General features: G+C 47.3%; 14 protein-coding genes, 1 tRNA gene and 1 riboswitch. Of the genes, 3 read left to right on the forward strand and 12 right to left on the reverse strand.

The genetic code is table 11. The features are described from left to right. Nucleotides 1-220: 220 nt before the first annotated feature. The 10 genes from B5F77_RS13085 to B5F77_RS13135 all read right to left on the reverse strand — a co-directional run bounded on the left by B5F77_RS13085 (nt 221) and on the right by B5F77_RS13135 (nt 10,165). A complete protein-coding gene (locus B5F77_RS13085) occupies nt 221-2,602 on the reverse strand; it encodes an outer membrane beta-barrel family protein (protein WP_239446353.1) in 2,382 nt (793 codons plus the stop codon). Between the two features lie 20 nt (nt 2,603-2,622). After that, on the reverse strand, nt 2,623-3,555 hold the full coding sequence (gene rsgA, locus B5F77_RS15880) for a ribosome small subunit-dependent GTPase A (RefSeq protein ID WP_087331473.1): 933 nt from the start codon (nt 3,553-3,555) through the stop codon (nt 2,623-2,625). Beyond that, a complete protein-coding gene (gene frr / locus B5F77_RS15885) occupies nt 3,556-4,116 on the reverse strand; it encodes a ribosome recycling factor (protein ID WP_087331476.1) in 561 nt (186 codons plus the stop codon). 54 nt (nt 4,117-4,170) lie between these two features. Further along, nucleotides 4,171-4,881: a UMP kinase gene (gene pyrH / locus B5F77_RS13100; RefSeq protein WP_087331479.1), complete on the reverse strand. Its 711-nt coding sequence runs from the start codon at nt 4,879-4,881 to the stop codon at nt 4,171-4,173. 427 nt (nt 4,882-5,308) lie between these two features. Continuing rightward, nucleotides 5,309-6,163, reverse strand: a complete 855-nt coding sequence (locus B5F77_RS13110; RefSeq protein WP_087331487.1) for an alpha/beta hydrolase — start codon at nt 6,161-6,163, stop codon at nt 5,309-5,311. Between the two features lie 42 nt (nt 6,164-6,205). Continuing rightward, nucleotides 6,206-6,772, reverse strand: a complete 567-nt coding sequence (gene xpt / locus B5F77_RS13115; protein ID WP_087331491.1) for a xanthine phosphoribosyltransferase — start codon at nt 6,770-6,772, stop codon at nt 6,206-6,208. Between the two features lie 12 nt (nt 6,773-6,784). Further along, on the reverse strand, nt 6,785-8,113 hold the full coding sequence (locus B5F77_RS13120; protein ID WP_087331494.1) for a nucleobase:cation symporter-2 family protein: 1,329 nt from the start codon (nt 8,111-8,113) through the stop codon (nt 6,785-6,787). Between the two features lie 23 nt (nt 8,114-8,136). After that, nucleotides 8,137-8,889, reverse strand: coding sequence for an endonuclease/exonuclease/phosphatase family protein (locus B5F77_RS13125; protein WP_162608004.1), 753 nt, complete (start codon nt 8,887-8,889; stop codon nt 8,137-8,139). Nucleotides 8,890-8,897: 8 nt separating this feature from the next. Continuing rightward, nucleotides 8,898-9,920, reverse strand: a complete 1,023-nt coding sequence (locus B5F77_RS13130; RefSeq protein WP_087331500.1) for a low specificity L-threonine aldolase — start codon at nt 9,918-9,920, stop codon at nt 8,898-8,900. A gap of 160 nt (nt 9,921-10,080) precedes the next feature. Further along, nucleotides 10,081-10,165 (reverse strand) — tRNA-Ser (locus B5F77_RS13135). A gap of 168 nt (nt 10,166-10,333) precedes the next feature. Further along, a riboswitch (cobalamin riboswitch) is annotated at nt 10,334-10,538 on the forward strand. A 194-nt stretch (nt 10,539-10,732) separates the two neighbouring features. Here B5F77_RS13135 and B5F77_RS13140 point away from each other — a divergent pair. The 3 genes from B5F77_RS13140 to B5F77_RS13150 all read left to right on the forward strand — a co-directional run bounded on the left by B5F77_RS13140 (nt 10,733) and on the right by B5F77_RS13150 (nt 15,328). Continuing rightward, nucleotides 10,733-12,727: a TonB-dependent receptor gene (locus B5F77_RS13140; RefSeq protein WP_239446354.1), complete on the forward strand. Its 1,995-nt coding sequence runs from the start codon at nt 10,733-10,735 to the stop codon at nt 12,725-12,727. 387 nt (nt 12,728-13,114) lie between these two features. Further along, nucleotides 13,115-14,197, forward strand: a complete 1,083-nt coding sequence (locus B5F77_RS13145; RefSeq protein ID WP_087331505.1) for a hypothetical protein — start codon at nt 13,115-13,117, stop codon at nt 14,195-14,197. A gap of 126 nt (nt 14,198-14,323) precedes the next feature. Next, nucleotides 14,324-15,328, forward strand: coding sequence for an ABC transporter substrate-binding protein (locus B5F77_RS13150; protein WP_239446357.1), 1,005 nt, complete (start codon nt 14,324-14,326; stop codon nt 15,326-15,328). A 281-nt stretch (nt 15,329-15,609) separates the two neighbouring features. Here B5F77_RS13150 and B5F77_RS13155 read toward each other — a convergent pair whose 3' ends face one another. Both B5F77_RS13155 and B5F77_RS13160 read right to left on the reverse strand, forming a co-directional pair. Further along, nucleotides 15,610-17,649 carry a triple tyrosine motif-containing protein gene (locus tag B5F77_RS13155; protein ID WP_239446355.1) on the reverse strand — a complete coding sequence of 680 codons (2,040 nt, stop codon included), beginning with the start codon at nt 17,647-17,649 and terminating at the stop codon, nt 15,610-15,612. Nucleotides 17,650-18,116: 467 nt separating this feature from the next. Further along, nucleotides 18,117-18,851, reverse strand: a complete 735-nt coding sequence (locus B5F77_RS13160) for an outer membrane beta-barrel protein (RefSeq protein ID WP_162608005.1) — start codon at nt 18,849-18,851, stop codon at nt 18,117-18,119. Between the last annotated feature and the right edge of the window lie 151 nt (nt 18,852-19,002).

The following is a 19,002-nucleotide window of genomic DNA, read 5'->3' on the forward strand; positions in this document are numbered from 1 at the left end:
GCAAAGGTAGACACTTTTATATTACCCACCAAATATTTTGCCAACTTTTTTGTGAGAAATTTTAATTACCCCTCATTTTAAGATAGTTACAAACCCACTTTTTTACAACCATATTCCCTCCCGTTTATAACTGGAATCGATTCCGTTTATAACGGGATTCCTTTTCGATGTTCGTTTATTTTAATTCCAAACCTAAATAAGATGTCTTTTTATCTTCAGATTATAATCTTTCAATTTCATTGAAATGACTACGATGTGTATTATTTTTCTTTTGTCCAAATCTATAAGTTATGTTCAATTTGATTTGTCTTGATTCGCTTTTACCCCAATTCCATAATTGGAAACCGGAGAAAGAACTATAGTTATCCCATCGATTCGTCCAAAAGACATCACTCATAGCCAAATTAACCGTCCATTTCTTATTCGCAAAATCCTTACTAAAACCTATATCCACATAACCAGACGGTTCAACATATTCATTAGATGCCCCTAAACGCTTCGTTATGAACGAACCATTCAACTCCATTCGAATTTGCCAAGGAAGACGAATCGTATTTTGGATTGAAAATATACCGGCAAAACGATCCAAATCAAACTTGCGATATGCATCGAAAGCAATATCATTCTTTACATAATATCCTATTAGATTTAGATTCATATCCCATCCGCGCATAATATTAAATCCTTGGTACAAAGTAAGCGAAACCCGTTGCTGCTTCCCAATATTACGAGGCGTCATAATTACCTTATCGACCGAAAGGGTATCGGTTATCTGCGCTTTATAGTCTTTCATATAAGAATAAGAAGCGGTCAATGCCGTTTGTTTATGCGAATAGGTAATTGCCAGTTGGTGCGTCTTTTGAGGAGTAAGAAACGGATTTCCTTTCCAATAAGAGAGCTCATCCAGCAAATACTCGAAAGGATTTAAATCCTGATATGCCGGCCGATCTATACGACTCGCATAGCTGAATGCCAACGTGTGATTTTCTTTTATTTGATAATTCAAATGGAATGTCGGGAAAAGATTGAAATAATTCCGTCTATTTTCCTCTTCATCCTCTCCATTAACCGCATGGAGAACGCCATCCGAAAACGTATATTCTCCACGAAGCCCCACATCCAAACAGACCTTATCCCCTATCGAATGGGTATATAAAAGATAAGCTGCTAAGATTTGTTCCTTGTATTGGGAGTCATTTGATTGTGATTTATCGATTGTTTCTACCTTATTCTCCACTTCATAAAACCGATATCCATTATCCGCATTGACCGAAGAAAACTTAATGCCCGACTTCCATTCACCATTCCACAAAGGATGCTTCTGATCATACGACAGGGCATAAATATGGATATTCCTACGATTTGTCGATTTATACAAATTATCCTGAAGTACATCCCCATTAGGCGCTACATATTTATTAGGCTGCCAATTACCTGAACCTCCATCAAACCATGCATAATTAAAGTCGACAACATAACTAACATGCTCTCTGGGCGTCGCTACATAATAAAGGTTTCCCCCATATCGATTTCCTTTCTGCTGGTAATACTCATTGCTCGCATAAAGTGTTTGCTCTAAAATCTTTGTATTCGCATCCTTGATTTCAGTCACCGTATTCGTTTGCCCTGGTCCGAATAAAGTATTGATATCGATGCGTCCACCCACTATTTGATTCTCGCTTAATGCATATTCCAGATTCAAATTGCCGGAAATGGTTTTGCGTTTATCTGTATCTTGCGTAGGGCTTTCATACTCTTTTCCATTCTGAATGCGACGCATTCCATAATCCATATTATAATATCCAAAAGCATGGCTATAATTTCCCGACACACTCCACTTATTTTCGATGAAACTAAACGATAACTCTGTATTTTCTCGCCAATTCTCCCAATAAGAAAGCCCATTATTGAAAGAAAAGAATAACCCTTCGACTTTCTTCTTATCCATATTAATATTGATAATTTCCCCCGAACCTTCTGCATCATATTCCGCAGAAGGATTGTGTATTACTTCCACCGATGAAACAGAAGATGACGGAGTAGCCCTTAACAAAGAGACAATTTCCTCTTTTTCCATATAGGTTTGTTTTCCATTGAGAATCACCAACACTCCATTTTTCCCGCCTATACTGATATTGTTTTCGCCATCCACAAAAACACCCGGTGTCTTCTTTAGCACTTCAAGTGCTGTACTTCCTGCCATCACACTGCTGTTTTTAGGCGTATAAATCATCTTTCCATTTTCTATTCGCATGGAAGGGGATTGCTTTTTGCCTACTACTACAACTTCATCCAACTTAAAATCTTCCGAATGCAACTTTATGGCAGGAATGATTGTATCCCTTGTTACCTGAAAAGATGGGCTAATATACGATTCAAAGCCAAGACTACGAATATATAACTGCAAATTTCCCGCTGCGTCCATACTGTATTTTCCATCCGCAGCGGTAATGCCTTGTCGAATTACATTTCCATTTTCTGAATCCATCAATACTACCACCGCAGCTTCAAGAGGTGAACCCACAGAGTCTGTCACCAACCCTTGAATCTGATGCTGGGCAGAAACAAGCACGTTTGGCAAAATAGAAATAGCTATCCACAAGAGTCTTTTTGTTTTTATCATTAATATTCTTCTCGATACTTACTTTCATCTTTATCCTCCAGTATGCTCAAATAGCTTCTATAACGAGATTCACTGATTAGGTGTTCTTTCACGGCTTCCAACACGGCACATCCCGGTTCATGCCGATGCGTGCAATTCCCGAAACGGCAATTCGCAGACATTTTGAATATTTCCGGGAAATAATGGGATACTTCCGCCTCTTCCATGTCGATGGTTCCAAATCCTTTGATGCCCGGTGTATCGATCAGATATCCTCCTTCGGGCAAGGCTATCATTTCAGAGAAGGTCGTGGTGTGCATTCCTTTATTATGGTATTCGGATATTTCCCCCGTACGCAAATCGATGCCGGGAACCAACTGATTGATAAGCGTTGATTTCCCTACGCCTGAATGCCCGGAGAGCAACGTAATTTTTCCTTTCAATTCCTCTTTCAAATCCTCCATACTTTCAGGAGACAAGGCACATACCGTAGCGCAAGGATAGCCTATCGTCGTATATAATGTAATCAACCCTTGCATATATTCCCTATCGTCTTCGTTGTAACGATCAATCTTATTAAATACCAAACGAACCGGAATACGATATGCTTCTGCCGTCGCCAAAAAGCGGTCGATAAAAATGGTGGTGGTAACCGGGTAGTTGACCGTCACGATAAGCATCGCTTGGTCTATATTGGCCGCGATAATATGCGCTTGCTTGGAAAGATTCGAAGCACGGCGGATGATGTAATTCTTCCGCTCTTCTATCTGCGTGATAAACGCTGTTCCTTCCGGATTTTCTACAATCTCCACGCGGTCTCCTACAGCCACCGGATTCGTCGTGCGGATTCCTTTCAGACGGAACACGCCTTTGATTTTACTCTCAATCCATCGCCCGTCGTCCGTCCGAACCGTATACCAACTACCCGTATTTTTAATTACCAACCCCTTCATTTATACTGTCATGATTTCTTTTTCCTTAGCTGCATACAGTTCATCAATCTTCTTGATGAATTTATCGTGTACCTTTTGCACATCCGCTTCCGCATCTTTTTCCACATCTTCCGGTACGCCATCCGTTTTGATGCTCTTCTTCAACGCTTCAATGGCATCGCGGCGTGCATTACGGACACTGATTTTCGCCGTTTCGGCTTCCTGCTTCGACTGCTTGGCCAAGTTGCGGCGACGCTCTTCCGTGAGTGGAGGAATGCCGAGGCGGATTACTTCGCCGTTATTCTCTGGCGTAATGCCTACTTCCGAGTTCAAGATGGCTTTCTCGATTTCCTTAATCAGCCCCTTCTCCCACGGCGTAATCATAATCGTCTTCGCATCGGGCGTATTGATAGACGCCACATTGCTAAGAGGTACTACACTGCCATAATAAGGGACGCGGATTCCGTCCAGAATCTTCGGATTCGCTTTTCCTGCGCGAATATGCGCCAACTGGTCGTCTAAATAAAGAATTGCAGATTCCATTTTTCCTTCTGCATCTTTCACAATTTTCTTCGTATCCATATATGTTACTTTGTTTTTAAAGTTTAATTTCTCGCAAAGGTAGGAAAAGATTCCTTAATTATGTACATACGTGCCGATATTCTCTCCCGAAAGGACTTTTTTCAAATTTCCATTCACGTCCATATTAAAGACGATGATGGGGAGATGGTTCTCTTTGCACATAGTCGTGGCGGTCAAGTCCATTACTTTCAAACCGCGCGTGTAGATTTCGTCGTAGGTGATGTCGGCAAATTTCGTCGCAGTCGGGTCCTTTTCCGGGTCGGCCGTGTAAATGCCGTCTACGCGCGTCCCCTTCAGCATGACGTCGGCCTCGATTTCAATACCGCGAAGCGACGAGCCGGTGTCGGTCGTGAAGAACGGGTTGCCCGTCCCGCCCGACATAATGACCACATGCCCTGCCTCCAGCAACTCGATGGCGCGCCATTTGTTATAAAATTCGCCTATCGGTTCCATCCGGATAGCCGTGAGCACGTTCGTCTTTACGCCCAAAGCCGTCAACGCCGAACTGAGTGCCAAACTGTTGATGACCGTCGCCAACATGCCCATTTGGTCTCCCTTCACGCGGTCGAACCCCTTCGAGGCGCCGCTCAGTCCGCGGAAAATATTCCCGCCACCTATCACGATGCCCACTTGCACGCCCATTTCCACGATTTCCTTAATCTGCGCCGCATATTCGCCCAAACGCACGGCATCGATGCCGTACTGCTGCTGGCCCATCAGCGATTCGCCACTTAATTTCAAAAGAATACGTTTATACTTTGCCATCTTTTTATTTCATTTAAAATTCGTTTGAGCAAATGTACGAATATTTGGGCAGATGACAAACGGCAGGGAATGAAAATCAGAAAATTTGCGGAAACCTCCCGACAACGGCAGGAACCTCCAGAAAATTTGCGGAAACCTCCCGACAACGGCAGGAACCTCCAGAAAGTTTGCGGAAGCCTCCCGACAACGGCAGGAGCCTCCAGAAAATTTGCGGAAGCCTCCCGACGACAGCGCGAGCCTCCAGAAAGTTTGCGGAAGCCTCCCGACAACGGCGCGAGCCTCCAGAAAATTTGCGGAAGCCTCCCGACAACGGCAGGAACCTCCAGAAAGTTTGCGGAAGCCTCCCGACGACAGCGCGAGCCTCCAGAAAGTTTGCGGAAGCCTCCCGACGACAGCGCGAGCCTCCAGAAAATTTGCGGAAACCAGCTCAATCAAAAACGCCCAGTTCTTGGAACCAATCTTCGGCGCGGTCAGGCCATTCATTGACCATGTAACCCGTATCGCGCATCCCGTAGCCATGCCCGCCCGTACTGTAAAGATGCATCCAAGCCGGGACGCCCGCCTGCTTCAACGCATAATAATAAAAAAGGCTGCTATCAATGTAGGACGCATCGTCTTCGGCTTGAATGATAAGCGTCGGCGGAACCTCTTTCGTCACTTTGATTTCCGGAGCCAACCGGAAATTCGTGCCACTCAAATACGCGGGATAGACCAACAGACAAAAATCAGGGCGACAACTCACTTGGTCCACCCAATCGCGGTCGGCATACGCCCGATGGCGGAAAGCCGTCGACGCCATGACCGAAAGATGGGCGCCCGCCGAAAAGCCCATGATACCAATCCGCTCTGGGTCGATGCCCAGTTCGTCGGCATACGCACGCACGTAACTGATGGCACGCTGCACATCCTGCAAAGGCGCAATATGTTTCGACACATGCGGGCGACGCGGCACGCGATATTTCAACAAAACGGCCGTGATGCCCGCCTCGTTGAGCCATTCGCAAATTTCCGTTCCTTCCAAATCATACGCCAACAAATTATAACCACCACCCGGACAAACGACCATGGCGGCTCCGGAAGCCACGTCCGGATCTGCGGGATAAATGGTAATTTCCGGACGATACACATCCGTCACCCGGAGGACAGGCAAACCGCCCACTTCCGCCCCCGAGTCGTCCGCTTTCTCTTCCACCGTATTTACCTTTTCACCCGGAGCGCCGTCGGGAAACAAAAGGACCTTTTTCCCGCGAGCCGCCATTTCATCCATTGCCAATAATGCCATGAGCAATAAAACCAACTTTTTCACCCTGTTTTTCTTTTAGGCTTAACGCATGTGGATTTGACAATCATCCAGGCTATCAATCACGGCCAGACTCTCGACGTGGATACCCTGCTCACGTAGTAATTTCCCACCATCTTGAAACGCCTTCTCGATGATGAACCCCATACCTGCGATATGCGCACCGGCTTGTTTGGCCAATTCGATGATGCCCAACGCGGCATTTCCATAAGCCAGAAAATCGTCGATAAAAATAAAACGGTCGTCGGGCGTCAGGAAATTACGGCTGATGCAGACATTGTAATCGCGGTCTTTCGTAAAAGAATGGACCACCGTACTCAACATATTCTCCATCGTTTTCGGTTTCTTTTTCTTTACAAAGACAACCGGAAGCTGCAGGATATATCCCACCATGATAGCCGGAGCAATACCGCTGGCCTCGATGGTGACAATCTTGTTAAAATCTTCTCCCTTGAAACGACGAATAAACTCCTCCCCGATTTTGTACATCAACATCGGGTCCATCTGATGATTGATAAAACTATCAACCTTCAGGATACCGCCAGGAAAACAGCGGCCATCTTGCCGAATGCGTTGCTTTAATAACTCCATATATAATTATGTTTACTCTTTGACTCGAATCAATAGATTGGAAATGATAGCCGTCAACCCGCCCGTAGTAATACCCGAACCGAAGATTCCACGTACCGATTCGGGTGCAGCCTGGAGAATATCGGGCATCAACTCGACGCCCAAACCCAGCGAAAGACTCACGGCCAATACCAACGTCGCTTTCCGGTCTATCCGTTGCGCCGCAATGATACGAATCCCCGCCGAAGCGACTGTCCCGAACATGAGCAACGTGGCTCCACCCAAAACGGCATCCGGCATCAACGAAAACAGGATACCCACTACCGGAAAAAGCCCCAACAAGACCAACATCCCAGCAATGAAATAACCCACATAACGACTCGCCACGCCCGTCAGTTGGATAATACCATTGTTTTGTGCAAAAATAGAATTGGGGAAGGAATTGAAAATACCCGAAAGGAAAGAATTGAAACCATCCGCCAACACACCCCCCGAAACGCGCTTCAAATAGGAATCGCCCGTAATCGGCTTACCGGAAATCATCGAATTGGCAGTAATATCACCTGTTGCCTCGATAGCGGTAATCAAATAGACCAAACCCAACGCAATGATAGAAGAAAAATTGAATTCAACTCCATATTTAAAAGGCTGTGGAATATTCAGGTTCGTAAAACGTGGCAAAGAGGCTGCCTCCAAATCTACCATACCCAAGGCAAACGATAGCGCGTAACCTACACACAAACCCAAAACAATCGAACTCATCCGCAAGTATCTATTACGACAACGGTTGAAGAACAACACACTCAACAAAACAGCTGCGGCCACACCCACGTGAGAAGCACTTCCAAACGTGCCCTCATCCATCGCCACATAGCCACCGCCACACGAAACCACACCCACTTTTATCAAACTCAACCCGATCAATAAGACGACAATGCCCGATACCAAAGGCGTAATAACATGCCGCATATAACGAAAAGTCCGACTGATAATCATCTCAACCGGAGCTGCCGCTATACACGCCCCGAAAACAAGTGGTAAACCACCCAACATTCCCGTCGTAATAATCGGGCCAATAAATGAAAAACTCGTACCTTGGATGCAAAGCAAACCGGCACCTAACGGTCCTATCTTCCGGCATTGAATGAACGTGGAAACACCCGATGCAAAAAGTGCCATCGAAACCAGAAACCCGGTTGTTTCCAAATCCAACTTCAACGAGCTGGCTATAATCAGAGGCGGTGTAATAATAGCCACAAAAATAGCCAGCAAGTGTTGTAAAGCCGCAAACAAAGTTTCCTTTAAAGGCGGATGGTCGTCGATGCCATAAATCAAATCCGGCTCTGTACTAGCGGAATTCATGCCTTTTGAATTCTCTCATTTTATTATTTCCACGTCACATCTACCACAACCGGACGATGATCCGACTCAACCGGAGCCTCAGTCACATGCGCAGCATATTCTACCAATTCGGCACCTACCTTCCGCGCAGCAATGTAATCTATAGTACAATTGGGCGTATCAGCGGGGAATGTAAACTGTGTGGTATCAGTCAGAAGTGTAAACTCCTGCTGAATATCTTTAATAAAAGGCATATTTGGCGTAACGTTCCAATCACCTGCAATAAATACCGGCTTTTGAAAGCGCGCTGTTTCTTCCCTTATAATAGGCAACGACGCCAACGCATCTTCTTCCGTCAACGAAAGATGCATACATACATATACATAATTAGGAAATTCAACAAGCAACATCGTACGTGCTTCTTCTCGCCCTGGAAGTGCCCGGCGATACACCTGCACAGGCTTCTTCTTCGAAAGAATTCCGATACCATATTTACCTCCATCATAGTCAATAGCAGGCGCATACGTATCGTACATATTCGTTTCCTTCGCCAATTCACCCAAGACATAGACACCATGACTCCGTCCCGTCACGCTATCCAATTCTTGAATAGCCACCACATCCGGATTTTCCTTTAAAATAACGCTAGCCGTCCGCGCATACGCCGTCGAATCATCCATGCCAAACCCGTTCTTTACGTTATAACTCATGAAGCGCGCTTCATTCACCTTCGGCTGGCAAGCCCAAAAACATCCCACAAAAAAAAGAATAGCTAATGCTGCACTTATGTTCTTCATATCTTCCATTATTTTAATATTTCACGTAAATAGGTTTCCAACCCCTGAATATCTTCCTCCGTCGTATCCCAAGAGGTGACAAAACGAGCTTCATTATTTCCCTCATTCCACATATAAAAGAAATATTTTTCTTGCAACTTCTTAAGCGGTTCGGAAGGAATTGTAAAAAACAATTGGTTCGATTCCACCTTCTGTGTCAAATGAATCTGCGGAAATTCTTCTAATACATCAGCCAACCGACGAGCACACGCATTTGCATGAGTCGCGTTTTTCAGCCATAAGTTATTTTCCAAATAGGGAATATATTGCGCTGCCATATAACGCATTTTCGAAGCCAACTGAGCAGATTGCTTCCGAATATAGGGCATACTTTCTAACAATTCCGGACGAAATACGACAACAGCCTCGCCCATCATCATGCCATTCTTAGTTCCTCCAAAACTCAAAATATCAACTCCAACATCTACAGTCAGCTCTTTCATTGAACAGTCTAAATATGCGCAGGCATTAGCCAGTCGTGCTCCGTCCATGTGCAAATACATATTATAATGATGAAGCAAATCTGCAAGCGCGCGTACCTCATCAATGGTATAAACCGTTCCCAACTCTGTGGCTTCCGAAATATAAACCGCTTTAGGTTGCGAATGATGGCAAAAACCAAAGCCATGCAAATGAGGCAAAATAAGTTCCGGCGTTAACTTACCGTCCAGTGTCGGGATTGAGACTAAAGCACACCCGCTCATTCGCCCTGGAGCACCACACTCATCCACAAATATATGCGCCGTTTCGGCACATAATATACTATTAAATGGGCGCGTTACGGCTTGCAATGCCACCGAATTGGCTCCCGTGCCGTTAAACACAAAAAAAGGCTGTGCTGACTCACCAAATACTTCTTGGATTTTTTTCGTGGCACGTGCCGTCCAAGGGTCGTCGCCATAGCCTACGGCATGATCGTCGTTGGCTTCCATCACAGCATCCAAAATCAAGGGATGGACACCGGAATTATTATCACTTGCAAAACTTCTCATTTTTTTGTTTCTGAAAAACCGATGCAAAAATACATATTTATTTTGGAATGGCATGCAGATAAATACAGACTTATGTCCGCCTCCTTTTTCAAACAATGACTGCAACCCATATATAAAAAAATTCCATAAATCTTTCGACTTATGGAACTTACTCCTTGCGCGGAAAGGGAGGGATTCGAACCCCCGGTACCTCTCGGTACGGCGGTTTTCAAGACCGCTGTAATCGACCACTCTACCACCTTTCCAATCGTTCTCTTACGATGTTTCTCAATTGCGGTGCAAAGGTAGGAATTATTTTTTACTCTGCAAACTTTTCGGCAAAAAAATTTCATTTTTCTGCATTTTGGAGAGAATTAAGGCGTCCGAACGTAAATATAATCCCCTTTTTAGTTCCTTTTTCTAAATAATACGTTACCTTTGCAGCGAAAATCGGTTCCGAGGCGGATGTTCGTTCGTCCGGATTAAAAGGGAATCGGGTGAGAATCCCGGACAGTCCCGCTGCTGTGAAGCTCCGATAACATCTTGAAACACCTCTTTGCCACTGGTCGAATATACCGTACCGGGAAGGCTTCAAGATGGGAGTCAGTCAGAAGACCTGCCGTTATTTCAATACACTGTTTTAACTCGAGGGAATAGTAAAACAGGCTGTGTTTTTTAATCATTTCAAGCACGGAAAGGTGTATTGTTAAAGATGTTTATGTGTACATTTAGTTGTTAGTGATGTTATTCTTATGCGCGTAAACTCTTGAAAAGAACCTTCGCCGAAGCGATTCGCCGAAGGTTTTTTACAAATGAAATTCAGATTAAAGACGATGATACGGTATATAATAAGTAATATAATGATGTTTGTTTGCGTGCTTACGGTAAGCGGGCAAACAATAGATTCGACAGAAGTGCATGAACTATCAGACGTGGAAGTGGTAGGCAAGCGCCGCTTCTCGCCTATCCAAGCCTCAGCTCCTATCCAAGCGTTGGATACGAAGGGTTTCGAGCGGTTGGGATTGGCCGACCTTTCGGAGGCAGTCAAGCAGTTCGCTGGAGTCTCGCTACAGGATTATGGCGGCATTGGCGGCCTCAAGACGGTGTCGGTAAGGAGTTTGGGCGCAAAACATACGGCGGTAAGTTATGATGGCGTCACCATCTCCGACGCGCAAGGTGGGCAGGTTGACATCAGCCGCTTCTCGCTCGACGACGTGGAGCAGGTTTCGCTCTCGATCGGGCAGGCAGACGATATCTTCCAGACGGCACGGATGTATGCTTCGGCCGGCGCTTTGAGCATCCGGACGCGCACCCCGCAATTCGAAGAGGGACAGACATTCCATCTCCAGGGTAAAGTACGCGCCGGTTCGTTCGGGTTATGCAATCCTTCGCTCCGCTACGAGCAGCGCATCACAGACAATTACGCTCTCTCGCTCCAAGGCGATTGGACTCGAGCCGACGGACAATATCCCTTCACGTTTACCAACGGCAACCTCGTCTCCCACGAAAAGCGGAAGAATAGCGATATCAACTCTTGGCGCACGGAACTGAATCTCTTTGCCGACTGGCAACGCGCAGGTCAATTACGCCTCAAAGGGTATTGGTTCGATTCGGAACGCGGACTTCCGGGCTCCATCATCCTCTATAATGATTATCACACGGAGCGGCTCGAGAACCGGAACGGCTTCGTCCAAGCTAATTACGAGAACCAGCTTGCCCCGAAGTTCGACCTCAAAGCACAGACGAAGTTCGATTATGGCTGGACGCGCTACCGCGATTTCCATTCGCAATACATCGGCGGCGTACAGACCGATGTCTATACGCAACGCGAATACTACGTCTCGGCTACCGGATTGTATCGTCCGACGGAGGGCTTCTCCCTCTCGTTGGCCGAAGATTTCTTCGTCAATACGCTCGACGCCACCACGCCGAAGTGCCCGTTCCCTACCCGCTATACGACATTGACCGCCCTCGCGGCGCAATACAAAGACGAACGCTGGACGGCCACCGCGTCGCTCTTGGGTACCTATATCACCGAGACATTGGAGATTGGCGATGCGGCCGACGACCGACGCCGCCTCTCTCCCGCCGCCAGCCTCTCCTACCTCGTCTGGCCCGCACAGCATCTGCGTCTCCGGGCTTCTTATAAGGATATTTTCCGCACGCCTACGTTCGACGACCTCTACTACGACCGCATCGGAAACAAGGATTTAGCGTCGGAAAAGGCGACGCAATACAACCTCGGCGCGACGTGGAACCATGCCTTCCCCGCCCTCGCGCTCGAATACGTGAGCCTCACGGTGGACGGGTACTATAATCATGTGCGAGACAAAATCGTAGCCATCCCTACCATGTTCATTTGGAAGATGATGAACATGGGGCGAGTCAATATCTTCGGCCTCGACGCGAACCTCGCCGCCACGTTCCGCCTCCCACTCGATATGGCATTAGGGCTGAATGTTTCGTACACTTGGCAGCACGCGACAGACCGCACCGAACGCGGCTCGAAGATATATGGAGACCAGATTCCCTATACGGCGGAACACGCCGGGAACGTCTCGGCCACGCTCGAGACGCGCTGGGTGAACCTCGGCTGGACGCTCACGGCGGTGGGCGACCGCTATGCGCTGGCGCAGAATATCCCGGAGAACCTCATCCCAGGTTACACCGAGCAGCAGCTTACGGCCAACCGAACGTTCCGCTTCGGTAAGTGCCAGCTCCGCCTGCAGGCCGAAATCGTGAACTTGTGCGACAAGACATACGACGTGATTCGTTATTATCCCATGCCGGGACGGTCGTTTCGCACCAGCGTGCAGGTGTCGTATTGACGGCGTAACGAGCAAGCAGCCTGCCGCACCGGCGATTTTCGCCGTTGAAGCCCTTCAAAGCAGCATCTCTCGGAAGAGTATGTTAATTGATGTGCTTCAACGTTAAATTACACCGGTGAAGTTGTGAAATGAAAGGCTTCAACGGGGAAAATCGCCGGTGAAGTTCCCTTTTGAAGGGCTTCAACGACGAAAATCTCCAGAGAGAGACCCCTTTGAAGGGTTTCAACGAGGAAAATCTCCGGAGAGGCGCCTCTTTGAAGGGCTTCAACGGCGAAAATCACTGGTGAAGTTCAGCTTTGAAGAACCTCAACGGCAAAAATCGCTGGAGAGGCGGATGTACGAAAAAGACAATAGATGTAAAACTATAAACAAACAAAAATGAAAAGAATGAAGTTTTTAAATGTATGGGCGTTGGCAGCCGCCCTGATGCTGCCGATGATATCGTGTGACGACGACAATAACAACTCGACGGATGAACCCGAGGTAAATCCGGCAGACAACCTGACGCTCTTGGTACTGAACCGGGGAAATTACCAGTCGAACAACGCCAGTTTGAACCAAATCGACCTCGCAACGGGCGACAACATGGATATCTACCAGACGGCCAATGGAAACGGGCTGGGAGACGCGGCGCAAGACATTTGGGCAGACGAGAGCTATTATTACGTGACCGTAACGAACTCCAACCGCATCGTGAAGCTGGACCATACCGGCAAGCTCCTGGCCGAAGCAAACCCAACGGACTCGGTAGGCGGCCCCGTGAATCCGCGCTCGATGGTACTGAACGGCGGAAAGCTCTATGTCACCTATTTCTACAACCATGCCGTCGGCGTATTGGATGCAGAAACGATGCAAGAGGAGAAGCGTATCCCCGTAGGCCGCTATCCGGAAGGTATCACGATGGCAAACAACAAGCTGTATGTAGCCAATTCGGGTGGAAATGATTATCCGAACTACGGGAATACGGTCTCTGTCATCGATTTGGGTACGGAAACGGTAAGCGACACCATCGAGGTAGTCATCAACCCAACGATTGTAAAAGCCGACAGCGAGGGCGATGTGTACGTCATTTCGATGGGCGACTATGGCGACACAAAGAATATCCTCCAACGCATCAACGCCGAAACGCAGGAGGTAGATACATTGGGCAACGGCACGCTGATTACCATCGCGAATGATAAGATTTACAGCATCTATGCACAATACGGCAGCACGAGCGCGGACATGCACTTTGAAGTCTACAACGCCTTGACGGAGCAGAAGGAGAGCGACAACTTCATCGCCGACGGTACCACCTTCACCAGCCCGAACTCGCTCAATATAGACCCGACAACAGGCGTCATTGCCATCTGCGATTACGTATATGGAGAGACCAACACCCTCTACCTCTTCTCGTCGGACGGCAACCAGCTCGTCGAACCCATCGACACGAAAGGATATGATTCGTACAAAGTATTATTCTTGGAATAAAAGATGAGGAGATATACCTTTATATATATATGTATAGCCTGCTTGCTGATTTCGTGCACACACACCGGCAAGCAGGCGGTGTTTTCGGGCGAGACGAAAGTAGATTCGCTGGCGTATGCCCAAGGAATGACCATCCGATATAACGCGGATTATACCGCAGTAGACGTGCGCGACCCGTGGGACACGACGAAACTCCTCCAACGTTATCTGTTGGTAGAGCGCGCGAAACCACTGCCCGACGGCATGCCGAAAGGAACCGTGATACGCGTCCCCGTCCGGAAAATCGTAGTCTATACTTCGGTCCATGCGGCTATCTTAGAACAGTTGGGCGAAGTGGGTAGCATCGTGGGCGTTTGTGAACCGCGCTACATGGAATCACCCGTCATACAGACCGCACTAAAAGCTGGACACATCGCCGACCTCGGAGAAGCCACCGCCCCCAACGTTGAACGGATGCTTGAAGTCGGCGCGGAAGCCATCATCGCCTCGCCCTTCCAAAACAGCAGTTTCGGGCCGGTCGAGAAGCTGGGCATTCCCATCGTCCAAGGCGCGGACTATATGGAGTCCCTCCCGCTCGGACGCACAGAATGGGTGAAGTTCTACGGCCTTTTATTTGGCAAGAAAGCAATGGCCGACTCGGTATTCCACTCGGCCGAACAAGCCTATTTGAACCTAAAAGCACTGACGGCCACAGTTCAAGTACGCCCGACCGTATTGCCCGAAAAGAAATATGGCTCTTCCTGGTATATGCCGGGAGGAAACAGCTACATGGCGCACCTTTTCGAAGATGCCGGAGCTCATTACCTCTTCCGCGACATTCCCGGCGAAGCCAGCCAGCCGCTCAGCTTCGAGACCGTATTCGAAAAGGCCATCCATGCCGATTATTGGCTCGTGAAATACAACCAAGAGACCGACATGACCTACCGCGAACTCCGGCAAGAATACGCTCCCTACGCGAACTTCGATGCCTATCAAAACAAAAAGGTGTATGGATGCAATACCGGACGCGTCCCTTTCTACGAAGAGTTTCCGCTCCGCCCGGATTATCTATTGAAAGATCTCGTCTGGATTTTCCATCCGGAACTACTACCCGGATACACGCCGCGCTATTATCACCCTTTGGAGGATTAAACAAAAAAACCGCTCCCACAACAAATGGGCAGCGGCTTTTTTCACGGTGTTTAGTTTAGCATTTTATTATATAGGGAGTATGTATTGCAAAAGTGGGAAAGCTTTCGAACCTAAGCAAAATTATCCCCACAACAAGAATTGCGCAAGTATAAAAAATAGCATTGATGTATACATCATGACTTTCTCATACTCCCATGAAATGAATTTATTTAATTATAAAACAGATATTTATAAACAAGATAAATATAGATTGGAAAATCAAAATGATGTGGTAGAAGAAATCACAATTTCATCAAGAAATCTACCAGATTCATATCACCATCCAACCCTAAACGCTTGCGCAAACGGTAACGCCGAAGCTCTACGGAACGCACGGAGATATTCAACAACGAAGCCAGTTCCTTTGTCGAGAGATTCATGCGCAACAGGCAGCAAATGCGCAAATCGCCTGGTGTAAGATCGGGATAACGCTCTTGCAAACGCTCCAAGAAATGTTGGTGCGCATGTTGAAAATAGGACTCAAAGAGCGACCAATCTTCCTGCGAACGGATGGCCTCTTCCATCAGTTGGTGTAATTTCTTATAGAGCTTTTGCGGATAACGATCACCCAACACCTCTTTTTGGGCTTCCAGTTCGACCAGGAACGATTGAATCGCTTGGTTGCGCCGAACCAATGCGGAAGTCTGAAGTATCAGTTCGTTGTTTTTACGCTGGAGTTCGTCTTTGAGTTGCTGGTTTTGGAGGATTTCTTGATGACGTGCTGCCTGTTGTTCGGCTTTCCGTTTCCGTTCTTGCTCCTCCCGTTTCAAACGACGAAGGTTGAATCGCAATATAAGATGAATCGCCAACCAAGCCAACAACACATAAGCGATATAGGCCCATATCGTCCCATACCAAGCTGGAGCCACTTTGAGCTGAAGGGTTATCTCGGGGAAATTACCTTGTGTGACATAACGCCGGATACGCAACGTGTACTTTCCTTCTGGCAACTGCGAGAATGATATCTTCCCACTACTTTGCCAGGCAGACCAATCCGTGGATACTCCTTCCAACCAATAAGACAACTGGTGGCTCGGCGTGAATACGGTGGTCCCTACATATATATTCACCTCCTCAAAGCGATGCGGTAACTCGACGCTTGGCGTATCTACAGGCAAATAATGCACTCCATTCCAATCTTTATATTCAATCCGACGGACACGAGGCATGTTGATTTGAAAGGTTCCCACCGTCAGCTGGTTGACATTCACCAGCAACACGCCCTGCATGGCCGATACGAGATATAGCGAATCATTGAGGGTAAAAAAGTGCGGACCGCGTGTCGTCAGGTGGGTATTGAAATTGTCGAACAAGATACGGCATCGCAGCGAAGTCTGTTCCTCTTCTTCCAAAAACAATCCGGCTTCGTTCCCCTTTACTAGCCAATATAAGTTGTTGCGCGTCGGATAGATGGCATCCGGTTCGCGGAAATTCTGCAAGGCTTCCAGATTCGAGAAGAGTCCTTCCGGCGATGTGAGTACTTTCGGCGGTTGCGCCGAGAGATAGGCGTTCGCCTCATCGGCCGTTGCCGGCACAAACGACTGATTGATGTTCAATTGCCGTTTGAAATAACCCATATTGGTTTGGATATAAAGTCTGTTTTCATGCAATCCTGCATTTTGGAGTTTACCTACTTTACTTCTCCGGCTCAACATACTGACTGGCGGATTGAGGTCTATCTGCGCCACCCCATTATCCAATGCCAGCCAAATGCGTGTGTCGTCTTGCACACAAATCGCATGCACGAAATTATCTTGCAATTGATTCGTCATAGACAAATGCTGCTGGATATTCCCCGCCTTATCCAATATAAAGAGTCCCTGCTCGGTCCCCACCAACTGCCACGTACTTGTCTGGGCATAAGCCGTGGGGGTGGCCTCTTCGACTTGCGGGGGAAAGAGGATGATGGAATCCGGAAGTGCCGTCGGCTCGAAAATCGCTTCCGGGAACATCCGTTTCGATTCTTGGTAGGTCAAAATCCGTTCCGCTGTATAAGACCAATACCCTAAGCTCTCTTCGCCTTGCGTATAAATCGTATCGCCCCGCATATCCACCCGGAGCATCACATCGTTCGTAGGCGTATGGTAGTGATACCATGTGTTTCCATCAAATTCCAACAGCCCGGAATTGTTGGCCACAAAAACAGCCCCTCGACTCGAGACGGCAATATCCCAATTCTGGCAACTGGCCTTGTAATCGTCGATGGTAAAATTGCGCACTAACGCGAAAAGACGTCCACTGTCCGCCTTCATCGTTTGCGAAATGAGGCTTATCCCAATCATAAGCCCTAAAAGAAAGGTTCGCTGATATCGTTTCATGCCGCAAAGGTACGGAAAAATCGCTTATGCCTCAAGAGATTCCCCTAATACATGGTTTCCCTCTCACGAGGAACAATTCGTGGCCGGAGAACATGCCCAGCTGTCCGCACGTCCGTGTTCCGTCTGCCTTCAGGTTCAATACACCCAGTTTACTCGTTCCGTCAAACTACTGATAATCAGCACTCACACACTCTTCCAAAAAGGGGTGTCCACAACTCTTAAGAGTAGCCGGTTACAACTCTTAAGAGTTGTCGGCTGTAACTCTTAAGAGTTTCCGGCTGCGACTCTTAAGAGTTTCCGAGCCTAACTCTTAAGAGTTATCGAGACCCACTACTGAGTGTTGTTTCCGGAGACTCTTTAGCGTTTCCTTATCCCACTCCCTCGCGTCCCTCGCCGCAACTCGCAGGAAGGACGATTTAGAAGGTTCCTTTTTAAAACGTATAGCCTGTGCTGATGGAAATTAAATGTTCGTCACCCATCCAAGCTACTTTCTTGAGGCAGTTGGACTCGTAGTTCAAATGGAGCGAGAAATGCCTTACTTGAAACGAAAGGCGGGTGCTGATACCGGCATCAAGGCGGTCGTAAATATCATATACATTGCTTTTTATCTCTTCTCCATACGTTTCGTTTTGACCCATATGAACGTCGGAAACCCATGCATTATAGTTTCCTCCTACGCCCAGCGCGAAGAAAAAACCGGCAGCTACCGAGAATGAACAATCCTCGCCGAATTGCCATTTATATTTCGCCATAACAGGCAATTGGAGATAATCCCGCCGGCTGTTGGTCTCTCTATACTTCATCTGTTTAATCCCTGCTACGTATTCCAAACACGGGTCGTTCAGTACACCTTTGGGATAAGGGAAAGGAATCGTATGTTCTTTTCCATCTTCCGAAACAAAAGTAGCTTGCGCATACGAAAAGAATTCCCGCTTGTAATAGTAATAAAGTCCAGAGGAAACTGCCCATCCATTCTCCTGTTTGTTAAAGAAATAGTCTACGCCTACGCCCAGCCGGGGAGAGACCGTCGCCCGTCCGTTGCTATTTCCCTCTTTCATGATAGCAATACCCACTTCCGGCGTAAACTTAAACTGGGCATGAGTCGCCGGGATAACTCCAAACAACGTGAACATCGCCACCGCAGATACACACAAAATCTTTTTCATTTCACTATTCATTTAAATGTTTCTGTCCCTAAGACACGAAACTTAGGAAAAACCCTTACTCGGCGAAGAACTTTTTTCTCGCGTCCCTTGCCGCGATTGGTAGAAATATCGGGCATTTGCGGGAAACAAGAGTCCTTCCACTGCCTATTCT

The organism is Parabacteroides sp. An277 (genome assembly GCF_002159645.1).
Classification (GTDB): domain Bacteria; phylum Bacteroidota; class Bacteroidia; order Bacteroidales; family Tannerellaceae; genus Parabacteroides.